The following is a 20,734-nucleotide window of genomic DNA, read 5'->3' as shown; positions in this document are numbered from 1 at the left end:
CGCTTTGCAACTATTAAAAAATTACTTAACTTAAATTCGAGATAAGCAACTTAACAAAACATAAAGTGCTTACCTCTAACTTTAATTACTTAACTTGAAAACTAATTGTTACAATATTATACGTACTATCAACCTGATTACCGGCAATCACCGCCTTACCCGCAACCGGATGATCACTCGAAATAATATAGGTTCCTTGTTCTTCGCTAGTAACTGTTAGTTGACCATGTTTATCTGTAATTGTTTTTACTTGGTGCTTAGGTGTTTGCACTAATACTTCATGATCAACAACCGGTTTATTTTTATAAACAAGTGTGAAGGTATCCCCGTTTGATTTAGTTGGTACAAATTCAAGCTCTTGCTTTGCTTGGATCTCTTCACGGCCTGCTTTCGCAAATAACTTAGCCGCTTGAAATGTATCTGTATCTTGCTCTGATACTTTTTCCATTTTCCAAGGCTTCCATAAATCATCCGTAAACGCTCTTACATCCCCTTGTTCAGTAAGCTCTGCTGACCAAAAGTTTTGCTGTTGAGTCAGTGCTAAAGTCGACTCTGTTGAATCTACAAATACTTTTGTATTCTTCAGCCCTGCAATTTTATCGCCGGACTCAGGCTCCCCAGGCTCACCTAAATACAATTTTACAGCATCACCTTTCGCCGACTTTACCAACCAAATTTCATGTGCAATCGCAAAGTTACTACACGTTAAAAGCGCAGCAATAAAAAGAGAATTTTTTAGGCTTTTCATTAGATTTCCTTTAAGTCTGTTAATAATTCATTTAGCAAATGGTCTAAAACTCAGCTTTAAATTAAAAGTACACAAAAGCTAACCGCACTTATCAATCTACCTTCACCGCAATGCCAAGTAGTAAGCGACGTTGCTCAACACCGCGATAACAATAATGATTATCAATTGAATTTGCAATAACTTGAGGTGCTTTTTAGCTCGCTAGAATGGTTAAATATTTAAGTTGGTTGGTATTAGCTAGACAAACAAAAGGGAGTAATTAGAAACAAAATAGCGAATTCTATTTAGTTCGATAATAACTTGTAGATTAGCAAATGGCGCTCTCGGTAGGAGTAAAACCAAGCATTACCAAACCATACCGAAATATAATATTATCATTAAAAAACACAAGGATAAGCAACAAAACCACAAGTAACCGAACTTGCTAATTACCAGAAATTACTGTAATTTACCAAAAAAAGGTAGTTAAATGGTAGCTGGAATGAAAACTAACAGAGTTAAGTTAACTAAAAATTTTATAGACAAACTTCCCCTTTCAATAGAAAAATCACAACGGTACTTTGATACTGACACTCCTTATCTAATAATTGAGGTAGGAAAAAGAAGTAAAACTTTTAAGTTATACAAGAAAATTAAGGGAAAGGTTAAAACTATTACGCTAGGCACTTTTCCTGAGTATTCAGTTACAGAAATGAGAAGAAAAGCGGCTTCGGTGTTTGTTGCTTTGAACGAGGGTAAAAACCCTAATTTCAAGGGGCACTCACTAAAGTCATATAGCCAAAGCTTTTACGAATACACACACAGCCGATATAAAAAGGGAGATGTTAGCGAATCGTGGTTAAATTCATGTCTAAGACATTTAAACCTAAAACAAAGTATTTACCCTGCTTTGCCTGATATAGCTATAGAACAATTCACCCAAGGAAAAGCCTATAAATATCTTAATGAAGTTGAAACAAAGCACAGTCCAACAGTAAGAGACTCTATGTTAAAAGTTTTAAGTGCTATGTTTACTAAAGCTTTTAATGAAGAGGTTATAAGCGTCAATCCGTTTCAATCAATTAAAATAATAGCTAACACCCCAAGAGAACGAGTCTTAAGTGTCGATGAGGTAAACGCTTTGATTGAGTCAGCTAAACATGAGGATTTAATTTACTTGCATGTTCTGACATCCTTAATTTTAACAGGTCAAAGAAAAAATAATGTTTTATCTATGAGATGGGAGGATATAAACCTAAACACTAAAACTTGGATTATTCCTGCAAGCTTATCTAAAAATAAGAAAAGGGTGGAGTTATCTCTATCAGAACAAATGATAAAATTATTGAACTTAAGGAAAGAGCTAACCAAAAATCAAGGTGAATATGTATTCCCTAGTAATAAGAAACCTACAACCCATATTAGTGAAAAAACATCAAAAGGCAGTTGGTGGTATAGAATTAGAGCTAGAGCAGGGTTGCACTTCCCTCACGATAAAGAGAAGAATGTTCAAGTTCATGATCTTAGAAGAACATACGCAACTCTTCAATTAAGAAGCGGAACAGATATAACTGTCGTTTCTAAAAACCTTGGACATAGTAATATTGGAGTAACATCATCAGTCTATGCCCATACAAATATGGAGCAAATGAAACAGAGTAATCAGAGTTATGCTGATCTGATTTTTGGAAACAGCAATACATCTACAATAGATATTGATAAAATGACTCAAGAAGAAAAAGATCACTTATTAAGGGAATTAATTAATCGTGCTAGCCCGTAAATACTATAAATACAAAGAAGCTGCCAAACAACTAGGTTGCTCTTACGATGACATGGAAGATTATATTTATCGTCAATACGTCATACGCCCTTGTATTAACTATAATGGTTACGCTGTTGGCTCGTCACATCAATCAGGAAGCAAGCCTAGCTTAATAAAGCTAAATGGCGCTTTCGAGGTGGATTTGAGTAGTTTATCTACAACAAGAACAATCATTTCTGGAGTGGGCATTGTAGATTCAAATGACCATTTTATAACCCGTATATATCATGAAGATAGTCTCCTTCGATTGGTCTATCTCTCAAAAACCACTAGGTCTAGTGAATATGGTTTCTCACATGTAACAAACAATAAAGTAAGGTTTGAGCATCAACCTACAGAACTATTATTTCTGAAAGAAACTATTGATAAGCTAACTCTTGAAGTTAATAGTGAAATTCCAGAATTAATTATTCCCACCCAAAACCCCCACACCACCACTCCCAATGCAATTAATGACCCTGACAAAATAGAACAATGTAAGCAAACAGTTAAGAGTCAGGGTTTTGCCAAAAGAGAGCAACTTTCTATAATAACAGGTAAATCTACCCAGACTTTAGCAAATAAAGCAAGCCAAAACCCAAATTCAAGCGGGTGGGATAAAGAACACAAGCGCTACTCTACTGAAAATATAAAAAAATTTTACGGAATTGATTTATTATAGCCATTCCCCCCCTTTCAAAAATGAATAGAAATGCAGGGTATTGCATAACTATTCACTAAGTGTTATAATGGGTACATGAACTAGTAATACTTCTAATAGTTCATATCATAGCTTTCCAATCCAAAGTACACGCTAGCCGCTATTATCCTCAATTTTTCTGTTTATCGGACGGTGGTTTTGTGTGTGCTTTTTTCACAGCACAAGGAACAAATTAATTGATTACATACGACATTGTAACAACCAATAAAACAAGCTACAGCCTTAAAACAGCAAAGGCTATTTTCACAGAAACGACAAAGACGATAACAAGCGTTAAGGATATTATGAGAGCGCTCGATATAGACCCATCAACTCATAGAAACGAATATCTAAAAATTCTCAACTTACTCAAAAAAGGCGAGTCATTACCTGCAGCAGTTGCTCAAATTTTAGGAGGTGAGCATGAGCAATAAAAAGTTACCAGCGGCCTTACAGAAACTGCTAGACCAACACAAACAAGCATGGCAGATTGATGAAACTGAACTTGCTAAACGATATGCAGCAGCAAGAATTAATTACAGCAGATACCCCATAATTGGCGATACTGAAAACTACTCTCAGATAATCATTTACAAGAATACATTCTATGAGTTCTTAAAAGAGATAAAGCTACCTAAGTGGGCAGAGTATGAAATTGATTTATCAAGAAGTACCGCTACACATGGTGCATTCAAAGCCTTTCTAATTAAACCGCAAAACATTCAAGAGACAGACATTGAGCGTATAGATAAAGAAGTGCTTGCACAATATAAGACGGAACTCGAAGCAGTAAAACAGGAGTATGTAGAGAATCTACTATTCGAAAAGGAGCAACAAAAACTTGCTGATATTGAAACTCAGCATAAATTAGAGCAACAAAAACTAAAAGATTCATTATTAGATATGCTCTAATTCTTCCTGTAGCGGGGGTAAAAGCATTTTTAATATAAAACCAATACCATTTATCAAATAAAAGCTTAAAACGCCTTGTACCCCTTCTTACCAGTCCACTAGCAGCAATAATAAAAAGGAAAACTATGTCTAATAACAAGATAAACGTTAAGGCTCTACTTGAGCGACTTGGTTATGACTTCACACAAAACAGTCCATCTGCTTACGCTTTCGCACTAGCATTAGAGAAACTTGGGTTTGATGAAATTAGAATCACACAAATGGTTAGCCTAAAATTCCCCATCGAAATAAACTTTTAAGAAAGCAAAGTATTTATCTTTACATGCGAATGATTTGGTGATAAATTAAAAAGTTAACTATTTAATTGAAAGTGGCTACCCCCCACTTTTTAAGTGTTTTTACTCATTTAGCTATATTCCCCCAAACTAACTAACTCTTTAAGTCATTGTTATTAATGATTTAAGCGTTGTATTGTGCGTGGCGGATTACCAAGAATAATTACGGTATATAACTATAGCTATAACATTTAACAATTTACCCAACTTAACAGGTGATTTTATGAACAATTAACAGGAGGTTTTTAATGCCAACATTAGAGGTAACAACAAACAATTATATTAATTCTACTCACTATCAGCGCAAGCACTATGAATTACTTTACAAGCAAAATGGTTACATTCGTGACTATCTTAGAACACTCACAGATCTAATAGAATACGCTTCATACAGCGGTGCATACAAACGACCAACGGCTTATTTTATTCGTATAACTCCATCTAGTTTAATGAATAGTGAGCAATACACACAAATAACAAAGAAGCTCACAAAATACCTTGCCAGTGGTAACCCCCTGTACTTTGCCAAGGCTGAATCTAACACTACGCAGGACGGCTTACACTTTCACATGGTGTTAGTTGTAGATAGAGATAGCTGCTCTCCTGAACGTGTTAACTCTGCTCTAAATATGTTACTGCGAGCAGGGCTGATTACCTCTCACGCTGTTAGCGCAGGTAGTGATCATAGACTGAATTTAATGTATCCACTGAATTGGAAAGGGCTAAAGGATATCAACAAAACCTCAGTAGAATTATATAGCACTAAAACAAAACCTAGCCTTATTGATAATGCTGTTTATTTGGCTGCATATCTCGCTAAAGTTGACACAAGTGTTACAAGAGCTGATATAGGCTTTCAGCCAACTAGAACCAACTTCAAAGCCTCAATGAAAAATACAATTAAGAGGGCTGCATAGCCCTTTATGCTTAACAAATTGAGGACATGATTCGCACCGTATCATGACAAAAAATAATTACATACCGCACCACCAAGACCGCAAGAGTCTAAATAATTGAAAAACAACAACTTTAAAGTATCACCCTTTAATGTGCCCGTTCATAATTCATACAAATATGTGTGTAACTTGTTGTTATTAATAAGGTTACAGCTGGTGGTTATAGCCTTTATTATCTCTCTAAACTCTCTCATAACTGTATAAACTTGGTGAAACCCAGCAAGGGCAAGCGTTACAAGCTTAAAATAACTTCATAACATATAGAATAAATAAGTTTACAAGAATTCTCATAAGATATACTATCAACAACAAGTTAATGATAATGTGAGAGAGAATATTATGAATACTAGAATCTACTTGAGAGCATCTACAAAACAGCAAGACGCAGAGCGTGCAAAATATTTACTGGTAGATAAAGCAGAAGAGCTTGGTTTAACAATTGTAGAAACTTACATTGAAAATTACACAGGTACTAAACTAAAGCGCCCTGTGCTTAATCAGTTGCTAGAAGAGTCAAAAGCTGGTGAAGTGATATTCGTTGAGTCAGTAGATAGATTGAGCCGTTTATCACAACCAGACTTTGAACTCCTTAAAGACCAACTAAAAGCTAAAGGCTTACGCTTGATAGTTGCAGACTTGCCAACCACTCACCAAGTAAATGACGGCTCTATAGCTGGGCAAGTATTAGATTGTATCAATAATATGCTTGTAGATTTGATGGCAACAATGGCAAGATTAGACCAAGAGAAGCGTGTAGAGCGTATCAAGCAGGGTCAACAACGTGCTAAAGAGATGGCAGCCGCCAAGGGTGTTGAACTCGACAAAGGTGGTCGCCCTGCCAACACTGAGCTAATCAATAAGATTGATAGTTACATTAAGAAAGGCTTAGCTCCAAGAGAAATTATGCAACTAGCTGGCTGTAGTAGTGCTACGTTCTACCGTATCAAAAACAAGTTAACCACTTGATACAGCTACGATATTTCAATAATTCAGCTACGATATTTTTAAGTGCTGAAATTCTTTGATTAACAAGGCGCTAGCATAACTCTATTATTTTTTATTTAAGATATTTTTTTGGTATACTCTTTTATGTTAGACACTCTAACTGTACTAACTCAATTATAATTTCTTAATCGTTTTGTAACATCTGATATAGCTTTTTTTCTGGTATTGGATAGCATTTTTATCGCGGCTTCTCTGGCTATTGTATTAAATCCATTAACCTGACTATAATCGAATAGACTGAGGTAAAAATCTGCACTAAAACAAGCAATGTGTGGTAACTTCATAACTGCTAGTCGAGTAAACTCTTTATCTGAGTATTTACTTCTGTTTTTCTCCTCACTTTTCACAAACTCATCCGTCAACTCATAAAGTTCAACAAGTGAATTTTTAAATGCCAAATAATCATCTTCGAATATATCTGCTTGTGTAGTAGTTGGTGAGTATAAAGATATAAATATAGGAGAAATGCCCATATCCAATGCAGGATTAGAAGTAACCATTTTAACAGTATCTTCGAATGCACCATTGGTTAAGCTGGTAATAGGGAGAGCATATAATGCTTCCTGAACAGCCAATCGGGTAAGTCTTTTAATATCAGGGTTATTTACGTATATCTTTTCATTACAAATAGTGAATACTTGAGCTGATAGCTCTATCTCATTTTCACTACCAGATAAAGTAGAGTTTGCATTATGCGATGTTATTGACACCAAGGTTGCTAGCGACTCCACTTGTGCATTATTTAATTCCTTACTTTCTTCACAAGCACTTAACAGTGAAAAGCAAACCAACAGTAACAGATATTTGACCATAATCATTAAGCCTTTCCCTTTTCTTAATTTTGACCTTAATTATTTTAGCGCACTTTTGAGTGTAGATCATAATATACCTAAGTTCATTTATTACTATCACTTAAGTTTTACATTATTCAGTAATAGAGGTGCTGCTGCATTATTTTTGTAACGACAGTGATTAGCTGGTAGCTAATTAGTAGTTACAAATAAAGAATACTTAATTAAGTGTATGATTTAAAGCGGGTTATGTAAGCAAATGGCGCTCTCGGTAGGGATCGAACCTACAACTTAGCCTCCGGAGGGCCACGTGATATCCATTTCACCACGAGAGCACATTTGTGCCACCACACTAACTCGCGATATCAGTGCTTAGGCGCAGCAATAATAAAGGCATCTGCAATGAATTGCCAGCATCTATCGCCTAGTTGATTATAAAACAAACGAAATAGAATAAATTACTTCACAAGTAAGCAAAAAACCGCTATTAAATTATACTTAATGAAAATAAATAACCATTTTGCAACATATCAATGCCCGTCGAACAACTTATAAGGCGCTTGTAAAAGGTTTAACACGAGGAAGTATTATGAGTTTAATGTCAACCGAGCAAGTCGCAGAATTTTTAGGTGTTAAAACTGAGCGTGTAAAGCGTTTAGCCAGAGAAAGCTTACTGATCGCAAAAGGTGAAGACGCTAATGGCGATCCGCAGTTTGATGCCGATGAAGTTGCAAAGTATAAAGAACTTGCCGCTCGTTTTGGCGGTCTTTAATTACTGCTTTTACGGTTAATTAAACGATCTAACTGCGTACGTAATAATGATACTTTATCTTCGACTGAGCGTGCGCTGTACCAACAAATACATAAAACTAAAAAGACCACTTGATAACACTCTAACTTGTTTATGCTGCAATAAAACTGCTGACCATCAGGTAAAAATTGTTGATAGTGTGCCAACAAATTAGTTTTTTGCTTATCATCGAGCGAAAAACTAACTACCAGCGCGGCTAAATCAAAGTAAACATCGTTGCTCTTCGCGTATTCAAAATCAATTAAGAACATCCCCTGCTGATTAACTATAATATTTTCCTTCACCAAATCATTATGGCAAAAGCCGTCATCGCGAGGAAACAAAGCTATTTGCTGCAATGCTTTTGCAATACTCACTTGGTAATACTGATATAAGGGCGTTTGTTGATAAAAAGCGAGTTCATCATTGATGTTCATTGGTACTGTTTGGGCATGATAACCATGTAAAGTGACTAACTTTTTTAAAAGCTCTGTAGTGTAATTCCCTTGTGCAATATCGCCCTCTAAGTAATCAAAAATAGCGATTTTATTGGCTTTATCAGTCCAAAGTGGCTGTGGGCAAATACCTTGTGCTGCAAAATCGGCTTGCGCTATTAAACCAACTTCAGGCCAATGATCACGATAACACTTTAATAAATAAGCCTGTGGCTGATGCTTCCACTGTGCACGTACTAAAAAATTATCGTTACTCAAACCGCTATGCAATCGTTCGCTGCTAACGATGTTTAATTGCGAGTTAAAAGCGGCAAAAATGCCGCTAATTTCGTGACCTGTCATAGTGCTTCTTATAGTTGTGCTAACGGCTTAGCTTGAGTTTGCTCGTACTCTTCGTACCAAGTTTTAAATGCCCACGCCGCCATAATGGTGTAAAACACAAAAAGCACCAGTGTAGGGTAATATCCTTTCTCATAATATAAGTACATAGACGCCGCATCGATCACTATCCAATATAGCCAGTTTTCAAGCACTTTTTTTGCAACCAAGTAAGTAGTAACAACGGCAAAGCAAGTTGTAAAGCTGTCTAAATAGGCAAAATCTGCATGGGTATAATTACTCATTACATACCCTAAGACTACAGCCACAATTGACGTGCCCATAATGATCAATAAATGCTGATTTAAACGCCATGAAGTTATAGCTAATTCAAGCTTATTTTCTCCTCCTTTACGCCATGCAAGCCAGCCATAAACTGCCATATACATATAGTAAAAGTGCAATAGCGATTCCATCAGTAAGGCACCATTCCAATACATGATGGTATAAATTAAAGTACTAAAAAATGCCGCAGGCCAACACCACAAGCTCTCTTTAATAGCCAGCAGTAAATACGCCATCGACAAAGCTACAGCGATATATTCCCAGTGCGACATGGCCGTAAAGCCTGTAAGCGTTTGCGTGATAAAATCCATGTTGACTCTCTAAGAAGTTAACGGTTATTCAGGAGAAAGATCACCATTGAGAAATTTGCACACAAAAATGGCTTTACCAAACTCTTCATATGAACGTTTAATCTCTGTGCTAAGCACGGACATAACGAGATCATAATCACCAAAAATTTGCGTTGATAACGTATTGGTAATCACTTTTAAGTCATCGTAACTATTTAAACGGTCAATAAAACCTTTAATAAAAGGAATGTAATCTTGATGTAGTGGGTATTTGCTGATCTCAACAGTTAGTTTCATGATGTTCCTTTGCTGCGGCTACAAAATAAGTCACCATTGTAACTTGAGCTTAGCCACAAGTCATTCAAAGGTAGAGAGGATGACGAATAAGGTATAAAATCAGGGCAATTTAATTCAATTTACGAGTTCCCCATGGCACGACGCATTACGTATAAGTTTAAAAATCAACCGCGCGAAATTAATTTTGCTAAAGATAAGTACCACGATATGTACCAAGCCATTGCAGCCGCTGAAGGGATTGATTTAACAAATTACTTAAAAATGGAACAGCAAATTGCTATGACCTCAAAAGGCTCTGCAGCAGTACGTAATTTTCGTGATGAAGAGTTTGCCCGTATGGGCTTCAGTGATGTGTATTTTATTAAAGAGTAACGCTTAACGTTACTCTCATTAGTTTAAGTTAAATACTCATAACTTACCCGTGGGGTGATATTACACAATAGCTCGTAAGGTATTGTTGTAGCGCACAGGGCTATTTCTTCCACGGGAAGTTCTGGCCCCCACATTACCACCTCATCGCCTACTTTGATATTGTCGCTATTATCACCAATATCCACACTGATCATGTCCATTGATACGTTCCCAGCGATACCGTAACGCTTATTACCGATGACCACAGGCGTACCATGTTTTGCATGACGCGGATAACCATCACCATACCCCATAGCAACCACAGCAAGCTTAGTCGCCTTGACGCTGTGCCAACGACCACCATAGCCAACACATTGTCCTGCTGCTACATCACGAATTGCAATCACCTTAGTGGTTAAGCGCATCACAGGCTTTAAATCATGTTGCGCTCCCGTGCAGTTAAGCATAGGTGACACGCCATACAGCATTAAACCAGGTCGCACCCAGTCACCATGCCCTGCAGGCCAAGCAATAATGCCAGCAGAATTAGCTAAACAATGGGCTTGCTGCTTTGTTGCTACTAACGAATCAAATAAACTAATTTGCTCTGCTGTTTTGGTATCGCTCACATCGTCAGCACACGAAAAATGAGTCATTAAATTAATCTCATTTTTCGCATTTGGGGTCGCCAGTAAACGCTGATAAAAATCTTCAAACTGAGTCGCAGCAATCCCTAATCGATGCATGCCCGTGTTGATTTTCAACCAACAGCTGATCGGTGCATCTAACTGGGCTTGTTCTAGCGCGACAAGTTGGTTTTCATCATGAATAATGGTTTGAAAGTTATTTGCCAATAAAATGGGTAAGTCATCTTGATGAAAAAAGCCTTCAAGTAACACTATTGGTTTAGTTAACCCACCTGCGCGCAAAGCCAAAGCCTCATCTATACGAGCAACAGCAAAGGCATCAGCTGCGTTGAGATGTTGGGCAATCTTCACTAAACCATGACCATAGGCATTGGCTTTTAAAACCGCCATAATTTTACTATCAGGGGCAAACTGACGCACTTGCGCTAGGTTATGGGCAAGTGCTTGCAGATTAATTTCGGCTATCGCTAAACGCATTAGTAATCATCATCTATTGCAGGGCCCGCGTAATTATCAAAACGCGAGAACTGACCCTGGAAAGTTAAGCGCACTTTACCGATTGGGCCGTTACGTTGTTTACCTATGATGATTTCAGCCACACCTTTTTCGGTGCTGTCTTCGTTATACACTTCATCACGGTAGATAAACATGATCAAATCGGCATCCTGCTCGATAGAGCCTGATTCACGTAAGTCAGAGTTGATTGGCCGCTTATCGGCACGTTGCTCTAGGGTACGGTTTAGCTGTGACAACGCAACAACCGGACATTGCAGCTCTTTGGCTAAGGACTTAAGTGAGCGAGATATTTCCGCAATTTCTAAGGTACGATTATCTGATAAGCTCGGTACGCGCATTAATTGCAGATAATCGACCATAATCATACTGATACCGCCATGATCGCGAGCAATACGACGCGCACGAGAACGCACATCAGTTGGCGTTAAGCCCGAGGCATCATCCACATACATCTTGCCTTTTTCCATCAACAAGCCCATGGTGGATGATAAACGCGCCCAATCTTCATCATCGAGCTGACCAGTACGTACTTTGGTTTGGTTGATGCGACCAAGTGATGCCAACATCCTCATCATGATTTGCTCCGAGGGCATCTCTAATGAGTAAATTAACACGGGTTTATCTTGGGTCATCGCAGCGTGCTCAGCTAAGTTCATCGCAAAGGTGGTTTTACCCATTGATGGACGCGCGGCAACAATGATCAAATCTGAAGGCTGCAAACCTGTGGTCATCTTGTCTAAGTCAGCATACCCAGTACTTACTCCTGTCACACCATCTTGCGGTGACTGGTAAAGCTCTTCAATTTTATCGACGGTTTTTTCTAGAATGCTGTGTAAGCTTTGTGGGCCATCGTTGCTTTTAGTGCGTTGCTCAGCAATTTTAAAAACCTTACTCTCTGCAAAATCGAGTAGATCGTGGCTGGTGCGCCCTTCGGGGTTAAATCCCGCTTCGGCAATTTCATTGGCAACACCAATCATTTCTCGCACTACGGCACGTTCACGTACAATGTTTGCATAAGCGTCGATATTCGCCGCACTAGGTGTGTTTTTAGCGATCTCAGCTAAATAAGCAAAACCACCAATGCCACTGAGTAAATTCTTCTTCTCTAAGCTTTCAGAGATAGTGATTAAATCGATTGGATCACCCACCTCAGCAAGCTCAACCATGGCCTCAAAAATCAGCTTGTGGGTACGGGTATAAAAGTCTTGTGAAACAACCAGTTCAGCAACACGGTCAAAGGCTTGATTATCAAGCATTAAGCCACCTAAAACAGATTGCTCTGCTTCAATGGAATGAGGAGGAACTTTAAGAGTGTCGACTTGTTTATCTGGTTTAGCCATATGTAGCCATAACTTCGCAATACTAACAATGAATGGCCTCTATTCTATCGACTTGGCTAAGCCGTGCAAAGAGCAAAGCAGGATTTCTTTTCCTGCTTTGCTTAAGGAGATTAGTTTTGCTTACGTAATTCAATGCGTCCGCTGATCGTATCTATTTCAATATCTGCATCACCACCGTTAACTGCAAATTCTAATTCACTAGAAGGACCGTACTTGGCTTTTTTCACTTTATCATTGCTCAATTCATTAACGATTTTGCCATTGGCATGAGCTTCGATTTCAAAGTGAGCCGATACATTCGCAGGGAAATAAAAGTCGGCATCACCACTGACTGATTCATACGTGATCTGCGCGCCTTTTAATAACTGATTAATATGGATTTCACTTTCCCCATTAACGGTATTAATGCGTAAACTTTTCAACGCTGCAAATGCAAAATCAATATCACCGTTCACATTTTCTAAACGTACTTCTTGCGCCGCTGTTTTAGATTTAATATCGCCGTTAACCGCAGTAAAGCGCAGTGTCCCCTGTGAATCTTTATCATTAATTTCACCGTTAACAGTTTCATAGCGTATATCACCTTTTAATCCGATAGCATTAACATCACCATTGACGGTATCAACACTAATATTGCCGCTGATACTGTGTAAGTTTATATCACCGTTAACAACATCAATATCAACTCCGGCATGTAACTCTTTAGCAGTGATGTTGGCATTCACTCCCGTAAACTCAAGCTCGCTACTTTTTGGTATATAAATAGTCAGCTGTGAACCATCACCACTGTTCCAACCATTATTGTTGCGCGGCATTTTAACAATAAATTCGATGCGACCGTCTCGATCCTCTAAACGGTAACCTTGCGCTTTATCATCAAGTTCACCAGTGATCTGTAGTTGCGCTTTATCCCACCCCTCAATACGGACATCACCACGTTGGTTATCAATAAAAATGCGTTTATTAACTGGCACCTCAATTTGCTCGTTAATTTTTTCACCCGCCGTAGCTATAAACGGCAATAAAGTCAGTGCTATTAGTAATGTTTTCATGATTGTTACTCCTAAATTTGTTGCCACTTCGGTGCATGTACCTTATTAATTAAATCTAATTGCTGTTGATAAACCTGCGCCAGCATCTTTAATAACGCGGGGTTCTCAGGTTCATTCTCTAATGCTTGCTTAATTGCTCGCTCAGCATCTTCTAGCTCCGCTAACTGTTGCTGCCAATTGTCGGTCAAAGCTGGTTGGTTTTGATATTGCACCAACAAGGTTTGCTTTTGTTGGGTAAAATAATCACTCATCGCCACACTGGTTGCAGGCTCTGCCCCCGAAAATATTAATTGCACACTTAATAAAGCGGCGACCGAGCATGCCGCAACTCCCGCTAATTTAGGCCATAAAATCGTTTTAGATTGCGACACAGGAGCATGCGTTAGTGCTTTTTCTATGCCTGGCCATAAGTCTTTTTGTGGCGTAATTTCTGAGTCAGTGTTGTTAATGGACTCAGCTAAAAAGGTTTCAAAATCTGGCTTATTCATTTTCATACCACTCTTTTAATAACTGACGGGCGCGATGAAATTGCGACTTACTCGATCCAACTGCCATACCTAACATACTGGCAATCTCTTCATGCCGGTAACCTTCTATGGCATGTAAAACAAACACCATACGCGCTCGCTCAGGGAGCCTTAGTACTAATTTATCGAGTCCATTTAATCCTTGGCAATCAGCAGCACTTTGCTCATCCATACCGCTTTGCTCGAAGCTCACCACTTTTTGCAACCAATTTTTATGTTTGCGTAAATAGCTAATCGCAATATTGCTAGTAACACTGTGCAACCAAGTAGAAAACTGTGACTGCCCTTCAAAGCTGGCTATCTTATGCCACAATTGCACAAACACTTCCTGAGTTGCATCTTCCGCATGTTCGCGATCCGCTAATAAGCGCAAGCACAAACCGTAGACCCGTTTTACATGTAACTCATAAAGTGCCGCATAGGCATTTTGATCACCGCTTTTAACACGTGTAATAAGTGTATCTTCACTTAGCTGTGTAAAAGCCTGTTTTGCATCTATCAACATCGTTGATGCTGTCCCTTTATGATTATTATTCTGAATTTAGTGTATACCCAACCATGGTGGAAATACGATCTTTCAGATGTTTTATGTTTCTTGAATAGTTAGACGTAGAGAAAGAATGAAAAGGTTTAAAGCTGGTTGAAAAATTTTAAAAGATAAATACAAAAACGGCTAACTTAACTGTTAGCCGTTTAGGTGAGAATTAAATTGTCGGTTCTACGGGCTCTTCAACCGGCTCCTCTGGAGCCTGAGCGGGTACTTTATATGACCAGCCAAGAAAAACTAATTTTCCTGTAGTGGCACTGTCTCCACCATTATTTACATTTGATAAGTTTAAATCATGATGAATCCCACCTCGTCCAGAGGCTGTTACCGTTTTTCCTCGAATAGAACCACTAAAACCGCCATTAGCCACAACACTTACATCCGTTTTAGGTGCATAGATAGCAGCGTATAAATCAGAGTCTGCACTAATATCTATGCCATCCACACCTGAATACCCAGAGTAAATACTAAAAACAGGTTTACCAGTCTCAGTTAAACCATGCTTCATAGTTATCGCCCCTTCAGCTGCATTCATTGCGACCTTACCTGAAATATACAGAGTTAAACTACTACCGACTGCTATATCAATGAAGGAGTCACCTGTCATGGTAAAATCACCATTAACAATTAAAATAACATCGCCACCTGTTACCTTTAAGATACCATTATTTAGCTCAAAACTACCTGATTTAAGTACTTTTTGATCTATTTCCTCGTTAATTGTAGCTAACTGATAATCTAACGTTGCTGGGGGCTCACCTAACCAATTCTCCCATACATAAGTGCCTGGGTTCTCTATTTTAGATTGACCAATATCAGGTGTTAACTCGTAAATAACTCGGGTTTCAGGCTGGCCAACAACTAATGTTGTGGTACTGTGTTTAACTAAAATATCTTCAGCTGCAGGATCTATAAGATCATTTACAGCACCAGCAATATCTATAGGATCGCACTGCACTTTACTGGCTTCGAAGTTATCGGGATCTTGAAAAGGGACCAATTCTACATTTGGCGATTGCTTAAACCGAGCATCAGAATATGGAACTCCGTCTTGCTCTAGGTGTGCAGCTAACCCCGCTGGCGCTTGTAATGTATTACCATACATAACATCATACACTTCATTATTTTTATTTACTAAGACTGTACTGGCACTGTTATTTGGAAAAATTAAATCATTATTAGCACGAACTACCCCCAGTATTTTCCCTTGCTTCCATATTACATCACCAGCCGATAATACATCGCCGCCAACAGCTGTATCTAGGGGAAACCCTTCAGGTAAAAGTGGATCTGTAGACACAGTGAAATTAGAGTCTATAGTAATGGTATTATTTGCTCGCAACGAACCGGTAATAGGTGATGAGCCGCTGAAAATAATACTGCCCGTAGCATGTACACTCCCCCAGATAGTGGAAGCGCCTGATAACGTCACGTCTTTATCTTTATAAACAGTGCCAATAACGGCTGCGGCCTCTGCATTATCTGGATCGTAGTTGCCCAAACTTGAGTCATAACTATCGATTCGGCCACTTGCACTTAATGAAACCCCTTCACAACCCACGATTGCATTTTCAAAAACAGAGCCACCTTTACCTGGTGTAAAGCCAAACCTCGCCACTAAGTTACTTTGCGCATCACCATCATAACGCTGTCCAAGACTGGCTATTTCCAGTTCACCTGCGGCATTTTTAGTGATACTGGCATGATAAGTGGCATCATCACCAATCAGACCACTGCCGGATGCATTACCGGTAGCGGCAATTAAGCCGTCTATATCTAATGTTTGATCATTTAATAAAGCTTGTTGCAATAATTTGGCTTCTTCAAACACGCCCTTTTCTGCAAGCAGTCGGCTATTCATTTTCTTTTGAAAATTACCACTCATGCGCTCTTGAACAATATTTTCACGCAATGAATTAAGCACCACAATACTTGCCATACTGGTGAGGATTAATACTGTTATTAACGTGAAACCGTGCTGCTTTTTAGCCATTACACACCACCGAATGCATTGTTTAAAATCACATTAGATACCGCAATATCTACAATAATTGCGCCACCAAATTGGCTCGGTAAGTTTTCAGGCCCTACATTAATGGTTACAACATTATTATTAAGTGAAAAACTCAATTGCGTGATCCCAGTTAACAGCCGCTGAGCAGGGGCAGCGTCTAAGGCGCACATTAAGCTATTGCCTGCTAAGCTATAAACCTCTGTAACATCAGCAGCCGAAACACTCCCATCACAGGTAATAACCCCTGCTGGCTGATAAATAGTAATTGTCGAGCCATCTGCCGCAATTTCAGGAAGCTTTGGGGTTTGTTTAATACTGCGCGTAAAAACTTTACTGGTATAGCGGATCACTTCTTGCGCATTTTCCAGCTCTTTACCAACCAAAATCGTACCTTTAATTGCTGAATATGACAGGCTAACACCTGCTAATAAAAACGCACCGGCAGCCAATGCAACCATTAGCTCAACAAGGGTGTAACCTCGTGTACGATAAATCGATATCATCAAATACACCCTGCAGGTAGTTCGGGGTAACTGGCATTCAAGGTAATCTGATTCTCTAATTGAGCAGGATCTTGCTGCTTAATTCGTTCATCACTCCAAGACACTGTAATTTGCATATCATGTGCGTACGCCGCAGGTAACGTCAGCTGGTAATCATTAATTTGCGGACCTAAAGAAGCACGAAAGTTAGCATCTGTAAATAATGCAGAGTTTGTTGTTTGTAGCTCACATAAACGAGGCCAAATTCGCTCTAAAGTGTTTTGTCCTTGTACTAAAGAGATGGTGTAATTAAAGCTATTGGTCGCATACTGTAATGATTTTAGTTGCGCTGCGGCCAAACCTAGTAATGCAATACCTGCAATTACCACAGATAGCATCACTTCCAATAATGAAAAGCCCTGTTGTTTGTTCATTATGCACACGCCGCTGACTGTTCAGCTAACCAATTTTGGCCGCTTTTTAAAATGCACAGATAGTAGTCGACCGTCTTATCATTATCATCTTCAATTAATATTTGGCTTGCCGCAGATATTTCACCAGTAGACCAAACAGTACGATCAACTAATCCAACGGTTACACCTTGATGTTGAATTACAAACTCTTTTAAAACAGTGTCAACGCCATCAACAGATGCTTTTACTTGCCACTTTGTACCACTTACAATCAATTTAATATCGCGATCGCGCTTTACAGCTTCACTACGCGCGTATTTGTAAACACTGTTCAATTGATTAGCTGTGGTTACTACGCGATCTTGCATTATTTGCTGGCTAAACGATGGAAAAGCTAATACGGCCATGATCGCAACAATTCCCACCACAATCATGAGTTCTACTAATGTGAAGCCTGCAGCAGTTCGAATCATTATTATTCCCAGCAGTTACTTGCATCAGCTGATTGTGTACCATCGTGCTTGATCACTAAAGCACCGCAGCGATCTCCCGCTTGAGCAGAACCAAGCTTTGGTGTTGCCGTTAATGTAAATGCACGGCTTTTAAAGTTTTCACTTGCCGCAGCGCCTGTAACACGGTTTAACGCTGTATAAGTGAACGTGTAAAACTCTGTATTTACCGCCGCATCAAAAGTATTTGGATAACCACCATTACGCGAATATATACGCTCCAAAGACGCCCCATGTTGTAACATAACTTGCTGAATATCAGCACGGCGGCTACGCTCCATATGCTCAATATATGAAGGCATGGCAACGCTATACAAAATGCCTAAAATGGCGACTACGATTAATAACTCTATTAATGTAAAACCAGCAGGTGGTTTCACATTGCTCATCATGTGTTGTTTCAATTATTGCATCCTTAACACTATGCCCAGTGCACAAACAATATACAGTGACAACGCTGTCAATGTCAATTAACTGTAACATAATTACAATATTGCTACATTATAACAAGCATAAATCATTAGTTTTTTATGCTTTTAATTTAAAACAAGCAAATAAGAAACTAGCTAAAATGGAAATTCTACTGCAGTTTACCTGTATTTGATACATAAGAACCTAAACTTCATATCATAAAGCGCTTAAGCAGCATTGGGTTAATATTTATTAAATTAGTGGGCGACTATAGCAATAGTAAAATAGCTATAAACAATGAGGAAATAAAAATTATAACAATTCAAACAAAAAAGCCGCGCTTTTCAGCACGGCTTTTCTTGCTTAATTAAAATTAAGCTTCAGCGATTACGATTACTTTGATAGTAGCCGTAACGTCTGAGTGTACTGCGATTGATACGTCAAATTCGCCAGTCTCACGGATAGTACCTAGAGGTAAACGAACTTCTGACTTAGCAACTTCAACACCAACAGCTGAGATAGCGTCAGCGATGTCACGAGTACCGATTGAACCGAATAATTTGCCTTCATCACCAGCTTTAGAAACTAGTGTAACTTCAGCTAATGCTTCAAGCTTATCAGCGCGTGCTTGTGCAGCAACAAGCTGTTCAGCGATTTTCGCTTCAAGCTCTGCACGACGTGCGTCAAAAGTTTCAATGTTAGCTTTAGTTGCAGGAACTGCCTTACCTTGTGGGAAAAGGAAGTTACGTGCGAAGCCAGATTTAACTACAACCTGGTCACCTAGGCCACCTAGGTTTGCGATCTTATCTAGTAGAATAACTTGCATGTTTCTACACCTTTTAAAAACGTGTTAATCCGCTGCTTACTTATGTAAGTCAGTGTATGGAAGAAGGGCTAAGTAGCGAGCACGCTTAATAGCAGTTGCTAGCTGGCGCTGGTATTTAGCGCTAGTACCTGTGATACGGCTAGGTACGATTTTGCCACTTTCTGTAACATAGTTTCTAAGAGTAGCTAGATCTTTATAATCGATTTGTTGTACGCCTTCCGCTTTAAAGCGGCAGAACTTACGACGTCTGAAATAACGTGCCATGAGATAAATTCCTCAAATAATTCTTTCTATATGCTGAGCATGCAAAACCAATTGGCTAAGGCCGTTACGACCTTCGTGACGATTTAAAAAACCGCTCACTTGCAATGCCTGCCCAACGTGCAAATGTTGAGTCTGTTGTTGCATTTGCTTACCACTGGCAACCACTTGAAGTCTGACATAACTATTACGGTTAAGGTCTGCTTCAACTTGCATTGATTTATGTTCTACAACAAAAATACAATGTGGGATACCAGCAGGGCTTTGGCTATACTTAGGTGTTTTACAAACAACCCCAGAGATAACCAGCTGATTCATAAAAGGACTGACCATATGGTTTACCTTAAAATTCTCGCTGATCAAACGCCATGCTTGGACTCAAAACAATTAAGCAGCTGGTGCTTCTTTCTTCTCTTCTCTTACAAGAGGAGATGCTTCAGTTACAGCGTCTTTAGTACGCATAACTAAGTTACGAAGCACTGCATCGTTGTAGCGGAAAGTAGTTTCTAGCTCGCTGATTACTTCAGTTGGTGCTTCAACGTTCATAAGAACATAATGAGCTTTGTGAAGCTTGTTGATTGGGTAAGCCAATTGACGGCGACCCCAGTCTTCAAGACGGTGGATAGTACCACCAGCTTCAGTGATAGAACCAGTATAACGTTCGATCATACCAGCAACTTGCTCACTCTGATCTGGGTGAACCATGAATACGATTTCGTAATGACGCATGGATATTCCTTACGGTTAATAGAGCCTTCTACCGTTTCAGCCAGTCGGTTTAAGGCAAGGAATTAATATTAATTAGGCCGAAATGAGCGCGCATTTTACGCTTAGTGGGAAAATTAAGCAAGTAGGTTTTTTAGCTTTAAATAAGATCAGCTATCAGCTATCAGCTATCAGCTATCAGCTATCAGCTATCAGCTATCAGCTATCAGCTATCAGCTATCAGCTATCAGCTATCAGCTATCAGCTATCAGCTATCAGCTATCAGCTATCAGCTATCAGCTATCAGCTATCAGCTATCAGCTATCAGCTATCAGCTAGAGATTTTGCTCGTATTAACTTACGTGTCAATAAGTTACTTGATCTTAAACTGACGGCTGACGGCTGACG

28 protein-coding genes and 1 tRNA gene are annotated in these 20,734 nt (G+C 39.0%); 9 read left to right on the top strand and 20 right to left on the bottom strand.

The genetic code is table 11. The features are described from left to right. Window positions 1-85: 85 nt before the first annotated feature. The gene (locus KAN5_RS17000; RefSeq protein ID WP_016709424.1) at window positions 86-748 is read right to left on the bottom strand and encodes a hypothetical protein; all 663 of its coding nucleotides are present in this window, start codon (window positions 746-748) and stop codon (window positions 86-88) included. Between the two features lie 481 nt (window positions 749-1,229). Between KAN5_RS17000 and KAN5_RS16995 the strand changes: the two genes are divergently transcribed. The 6 genes from KAN5_RS16995 (at window position 1,230) to KAN5_RS16970 (ending at window position 6,400) form a co-directional block, all read left to right on the top strand. After that, complete coding sequence (locus KAN5_RS16995; RefSeq protein WP_244390149.1) at window positions 1,230-2,510, top strand: tyrosine-type recombinase/integrase; 1,281 nt, start codon at window positions 1,230-1,232, stop codon at window positions 2,508-2,510. After that, window positions 2,497-3,213 (top strand): hypothetical protein, encoded by a 717-nt coding sequence (locus KAN5_RS16990; protein ID WP_244390148.1) that lies wholly within the window; start codon window positions 2,497-2,499, stop codon window positions 3,211-3,213. The genes KAN5_RS16995 and KAN5_RS16990 overlap by 14 nt, the downstream gene beginning before the upstream one ends. 215 nt (window positions 3,214-3,428) lie before the next feature. Next, window positions 3,429-3,665, top strand: coding sequence for a hypothetical protein (locus KAN5_RS16985; RefSeq protein WP_244390147.1), 237 nt, complete (start codon window positions 3,429-3,431; stop codon window positions 3,663-3,665). Further along, entirely contained in the window at window positions 3,655-4,143 is a 489-nt protein-coding gene (locus tag KAN5_RS16980; protein ID WP_244390146.1) for a hypothetical protein, read from the top strand. The genes KAN5_RS16985 and KAN5_RS16980 overlap by 11 nt, the downstream gene beginning before the upstream one ends. Before the next feature lie 583 nt (window positions 4,144-4,726). Continuing rightward, window positions 4,727-5,395, top strand: coding sequence for a hypothetical protein (locus KAN5_RS16975; RefSeq protein WP_244390145.1), 669 nt, complete (start codon window positions 4,727-4,729; stop codon window positions 5,393-5,395). Between the two features lie 378 nt (window positions 5,396-5,773). Continuing rightward, a complete protein-coding gene (locus KAN5_RS16970) occupies window positions 5,774-6,400 on the top strand; it encodes a recombinase family protein (RefSeq protein ID WP_244390144.1) in 627 nt (208 codons plus the stop codon). Window positions 6,401-6,549: 149 nt separating this feature from the next. Here KAN5_RS16970 and KAN5_RS16965 read toward each other — a convergent pair whose 3' ends face one another. Together KAN5_RS16965 and KAN5_RS16960 are read right to left on the bottom strand one after the other, a co-directional pair. Next, window positions 6,550-7,257, bottom strand: coding sequence for a hypothetical protein (locus KAN5_RS16965; protein WP_244390143.1), 708 nt, complete (start codon window positions 7,255-7,257; stop codon window positions 6,550-6,552). A gap of 233 nt (window positions 7,258-7,490) precedes the next feature. Next, window positions 7,491-7,565 (bottom strand) — tRNA-Arg (locus tag KAN5_RS16960). Window positions 7,566-7,819: 254 nt separating this feature from the next. On the opposite strand from KAN5_RS16960, the gene KAN5_RS16955 reads away from it, so the two are divergent. Further along, on the top strand, window positions 7,820-8,002 hold the full coding sequence (locus KAN5_RS16955; RefSeq protein WP_016709425.1) for a hypothetical protein: 183 nt from the start codon (window positions 7,820-7,822) through the stop codon (window positions 8,000-8,002). Here the strand turns inward: KAN5_RS16955 and KAN5_RS16950 are convergent. The 3 genes from KAN5_RS16950 to KAN5_RS16940 are packed head-to-tail and all read right to left on the bottom strand — an operon-like array spanning window position 7,999 to window position 9,725. After that, on the bottom strand, window positions 7,999-8,817 hold the full coding sequence (locus tag KAN5_RS16950; RefSeq protein ID WP_244390142.1) for a phosphotransferase: 819 nt from the start codon (window positions 8,815-8,817) through the stop codon (window positions 7,999-8,001). The genes KAN5_RS16955 and KAN5_RS16950 overlap by 4 nt on opposite strands. An 8-nt stretch (window positions 8,818-8,825) precedes the next feature. After that, the gene (gene pnuC, locus KAN5_RS16945) at window positions 8,826-9,449 is read right to left on the bottom strand and encodes a nicotinamide riboside transporter PnuC (RefSeq protein ID WP_244390141.1); all 624 of its coding nucleotides are present in this window, start codon (window positions 9,447-9,449) and stop codon (window positions 8,826-8,828) included. Window positions 9,450-9,473: 24 nt separating this feature from the next. Beyond that, complete coding sequence (locus KAN5_RS16940) at window positions 9,474-9,725, bottom strand: hypothetical protein (RefSeq protein WP_016709428.1); 252 nt, start codon at window positions 9,723-9,725, stop codon at window positions 9,474-9,476. Window positions 9,726-9,857: 132 nt separating this feature from the next. On the opposite strand from KAN5_RS16940, the gene KAN5_RS16935 reads away from it, so the two are divergent. Continuing rightward, window positions 9,858-10,097, top strand: a complete 240-nt coding sequence (locus tag KAN5_RS16935; protein ID WP_016709429.1) for a DUF2960 domain-containing protein — start codon at window positions 9,858-9,860, stop codon at window positions 10,095-10,097. A 23-nt stretch (window positions 10,098-10,120) separates the two neighbouring features. Here the strand turns inward: KAN5_RS16935 and alr are convergent, their stop codons facing one another. From alr to rpsF, 14 genes are all read right to left on the bottom strand, one after another. Beyond that, window positions 10,121-11,200: an alanine racemase gene (gene alr, locus KAN5_RS16930; RefSeq protein ID WP_138555596.1), complete on the bottom strand. Its 1,080-nt coding sequence runs from the start codon at window positions 11,198-11,200 to the stop codon at window positions 10,121-10,123. Then, window positions 11,200-12,579: a replicative DNA helicase gene (gene dnaB / locus KAN5_RS16925; RefSeq protein ID WP_016709432.1), complete on the bottom strand. Its 1,380-nt coding sequence runs from the start codon at window positions 12,577-12,579 to the stop codon at window positions 11,200-11,202. The genes alr and dnaB overlap by 1 nt, the downstream gene beginning before the upstream one ends. 110 nt (window positions 12,580-12,689) lie before the next feature. Further along, the gene (locus tag KAN5_RS16920) at window positions 12,690-13,631 is read right to left on the bottom strand and encodes a DUF4097 family beta strand repeat-containing protein (protein ID WP_138555597.1); all 942 of its coding nucleotides are present in this window, start codon (window positions 13,629-13,631) and stop codon (window positions 12,690-12,692) included. An 11-nt stretch (window positions 13,632-13,642) separates the two neighbouring features. Further along, window positions 13,643-14,125: a hypothetical protein gene (locus KAN5_RS16915; RefSeq protein WP_016709434.1), complete on the bottom strand. Its 483-nt coding sequence runs from the start codon at window positions 14,123-14,125 to the stop codon at window positions 13,643-13,645. Continuing rightward, the gene (locus tag KAN5_RS16910; protein ID WP_016709435.1) at window positions 14,112-14,663 is read right to left on the bottom strand and encodes an RNA polymerase sigma factor; all 552 of its coding nucleotides are present in this window, start codon (window positions 14,661-14,663) and stop codon (window positions 14,112-14,114) included. Before KAN5_RS16910 ends, KAN5_RS16915 begins: the two co-directional genes overlap by 14 nt. 199 nt (window positions 14,664-14,862) lie before the next feature. Further along, complete coding sequence (locus KAN5_RS16905; protein ID WP_244390140.1) at window positions 14,863-16,698, bottom strand: hypothetical protein; 1,836 nt, start codon at window positions 16,696-16,698, stop codon at window positions 14,863-14,865. Further along, window positions 16,698-17,222, bottom strand: coding sequence for a prepilin-type N-terminal cleavage/methylation domain-containing protein (locus KAN5_RS16900; RefSeq protein ID WP_016709437.1), 525 nt, complete (start codon window positions 17,220-17,222; stop codon window positions 16,698-16,700). Before KAN5_RS16900 ends, KAN5_RS16905 begins: the two co-directional genes overlap by 1 nt. Further along, window positions 17,222-17,635 (bottom strand): prepilin-type N-terminal cleavage/methylation domain-containing protein, encoded by a 414-nt coding sequence (locus KAN5_RS16895; protein ID WP_244390139.1) that lies wholly within the window; start codon window positions 17,633-17,635, stop codon window positions 17,222-17,224. The genes KAN5_RS16900 and KAN5_RS16895 overlap by 1 nt, the downstream gene beginning before the upstream one ends. Further along, window positions 17,635-18,087: a GspH/FimT family pseudopilin gene (locus KAN5_RS16890; protein ID WP_016709439.1), complete on the bottom strand. Its 453-nt coding sequence runs from the start codon at window positions 18,085-18,087 to the stop codon at window positions 17,635-17,637. Before KAN5_RS16890 ends, KAN5_RS16895 begins: the two co-directional genes overlap by 1 nt. Before the next feature lie 2 nt (window positions 18,088-18,089). Then, window positions 18,090-18,527 carry a type IV pilin protein gene (locus KAN5_RS16885; RefSeq protein WP_308700776.1) on the bottom strand — a complete coding sequence of 146 codons (438 nt, stop codon included), beginning with the start codon at window positions 18,525-18,527 and terminating at the stop codon, window positions 18,090-18,092. A 380-nt stretch (window positions 18,528-18,907) separates the two neighbouring features. Continuing rightward, window positions 18,908-19,360, bottom strand: a complete 453-nt coding sequence (rplI, locus tag KAN5_RS16880) for a 50S ribosomal protein L9 (RefSeq protein WP_016709441.1) — start codon at window positions 19,358-19,360, stop codon at window positions 18,908-18,910. Between the two features lie 36 nt (window positions 19,361-19,396). Beyond that, window positions 19,397-19,624: a 30S ribosomal protein S18 gene (gene rpsR, locus KAN5_RS16875; RefSeq protein WP_002962753.1), complete on the bottom strand. Its 228-nt coding sequence runs from the start codon at window positions 19,622-19,624 to the stop codon at window positions 19,397-19,399. A gap of 12 nt (window positions 19,625-19,636) precedes the next feature. Continuing rightward, a complete protein-coding gene (gene priB, locus KAN5_RS16870; protein ID WP_016709442.1) occupies window positions 19,637-19,954 on the bottom strand; it encodes a primosomal replication protein N in 318 nt (105 codons plus the stop codon). A 54-nt stretch (window positions 19,955-20,008) separates the two neighbouring features. Beyond that, window positions 20,009-20,350, bottom strand: coding sequence for a 30S ribosomal protein S6 (rpsF, locus tag KAN5_RS16865; RefSeq protein ID WP_016709443.1), 342 nt, complete (start codon window positions 20,348-20,350; stop codon window positions 20,009-20,011). A gap of 82 nt (window positions 20,351-20,432) precedes the next feature. On the opposite strand from rpsF, the gene KAN5_RS16860 reads away from it, so the two are divergent. Next, window positions 20,433-20,732 (top strand): hypothetical protein, encoded by a 300-nt coding sequence (locus tag KAN5_RS16860; protein WP_244390138.1) that lies wholly within the window; start codon window positions 20,433-20,435, stop codon window positions 20,730-20,732. The last annotated feature ends 2 nt before the right edge of the window (window positions 20,733-20,734 follow it).

Origin of the sequence: Pseudoalteromonas sp. KAN5, from assembly GCF_022846535.1 — a bacterium.
Classification (GTDB): Bacteria; Pseudomonadota; Gammaproteobacteria; order Enterobacterales; family Alteromonadaceae; genus Pseudoalteromonas; species Pseudoalteromonas haloplanktis.
This window is presented reverse-complemented; position numbering and strand designations above follow the sequence as displayed.

What these genes read in the sequence shown, in the direction of transcription:
- KAN5_RS17000 (WP_016709424.1), bottom strand. Translation starts at nt 748, where the DNA reads ATGAAAAGCCTAAAAAATTCTCTTTTTATTGCTGCGCTTTTAACGTGT.
- KAN5_RS16995 (WP_244390149.1), top strand. Translation starts at nt 1,230, where the DNA reads ATGAAAACTAACAGAGTTAAGTTAACTAAAAATTTTATAGACAAACTT.
- KAN5_RS16980 (WP_244390146.1), top strand. Translation starts at nt 3,655, where the DNA reads ATGAGCAATAAAAAGTTACCAGCGGCCTTACAGAAACTGCTAGACCAA.
- KAN5_RS16975 (WP_244390145.1), top strand. Translation starts at nt 4,727, where the DNA reads ATGCCAACATTAGAGGTAACAACAAACAATTATATTAATTCTACTCAC.
- KAN5_RS16970 (WP_244390144.1), top strand. Translation starts at nt 5,774, where the DNA reads ATGAATACTAGAATCTACTTGAGAGCATCTACAAAACAGCAAGACGCA.
- KAN5_RS16965 (WP_244390143.1), bottom strand. Translation starts at nt 7,257, where the DNA reads ATGATTATGGTCAAATATCTGTTACTGTTGGTTTGCTTTTCACTGTTA.
- KAN5_RS16955 (WP_016709425.1), top strand. Translation starts at nt 7,820, where the DNA reads ATGAGTTTAATGTCAACCGAGCAAGTCGCAGAATTTTTAGGTGTTAAA.
- KAN5_RS16950 (WP_244390142.1), bottom strand. Translation starts at nt 8,817, where the DNA reads ATGACAGGTCACGAAATTAGCGGCATTTTTGCCGCTTTTAACTCGCAA.
- pnuC (WP_244390141.1), bottom strand. Translation starts at nt 9,449, where the DNA reads ATGGATTTTATCACGCAAACGCTTACAGGCTTTACGGCCATGTCGCAC.
- KAN5_RS16940 (WP_016709428.1), bottom strand. Translation starts at nt 9,725, where the DNA reads ATGAAACTAACTGTTGAGATCAGCAAATACCCACTACATCAAGATTAC.
- KAN5_RS16935 (WP_016709429.1), top strand. Translation starts at nt 9,858, where the DNA reads ATGGCACGACGCATTACGTATAAGTTTAAAAATCAACCGCGCGAAATT.
- alr (WP_138555596.1), bottom strand. Translation starts at nt 11,200, where the DNA reads ATGCGTTTAGCGATAGCCGAAATTAATCTGCAAGCACTTGCCCATAAC.
- dnaB (WP_016709432.1), bottom strand. Translation starts at nt 12,579, where the DNA reads ATGGCTAAACCAGATAAACAAGTCGACACTCTTAAAGTTCCTCCTCAT.
- KAN5_RS16920 (WP_138555597.1), bottom strand. Translation starts at nt 13,631, where the DNA reads ATGAAAACATTACTAATAGCACTGACTTTATTGCCGTTTATAGCTACG.
- KAN5_RS16915 (WP_016709434.1), bottom strand. Translation starts at nt 14,125, where the DNA reads ATGAAAATGAATAAGCCAGATTTTGAAACCTTTTTAGCTGAGTCCATT.
- KAN5_RS16910 (WP_016709435.1), bottom strand. Translation starts at nt 14,663, where the DNA reads ATGTTGATAGATGCAAAACAGGCTTTTACACAGCTAAGTGAAGATACA.
- KAN5_RS16905 (WP_244390140.1), bottom strand. Translation starts at nt 16,698, where the DNA reads ATGGCTAAAAAGCAGCACGGTTTCACGTTAATAACAGTATTAATCCTC.
- KAN5_RS16900 (WP_016709437.1), bottom strand. Translation starts at nt 17,222, where the DNA reads ATGATATCGATTTATCGTACACGAGGTTACACCCTTGTTGAGCTAATG.
- KAN5_RS16895 (WP_244390139.1), bottom strand. Translation starts at nt 17,635, where the DNA reads ATGAACAAACAACAGGGCTTTTCATTATTGGAAGTGATGCTATCTGTG.
- KAN5_RS16890 (WP_016709439.1), bottom strand. Translation starts at nt 18,087, where the DNA reads ATGATTCGAACTGCTGCAGGCTTCACATTAGTAGAACTCATGATTGTG.
- rplI (WP_016709441.1), bottom strand. Translation starts at nt 19,360, where the DNA reads ATGCAAGTTATTCTACTAGATAAGATCGCAAACCTAGGTGGCCTAGGT.
- rpsR (WP_002962753.1), bottom strand. Translation starts at nt 19,624, where the DNA reads ATGGCACGTTATTTCAGACGTCGTAAGTTCTGCCGCTTTAAAGCGGAA.
- priB (WP_016709442.1), bottom strand. Translation starts at nt 19,954, where the DNA reads ATGGTCAGTCCTTTTATGAATCAGCTGGTTATCTCTGGGGTTGTTTGT.
- rpsF (WP_016709443.1), bottom strand. Translation starts at nt 20,350, where the DNA reads ATGCGTCATTACGAAATCGTATTCATGGTTCACCCAGATCAGAGTGAG.
- KAN5_RS16860 (WP_244390138.1), top strand. Translation starts at nt 20,433, where the DNA reads ATGAGCGCGCATTTTACGCTTAGTGGGAAAATTAAGCAAGTAGGTTTT.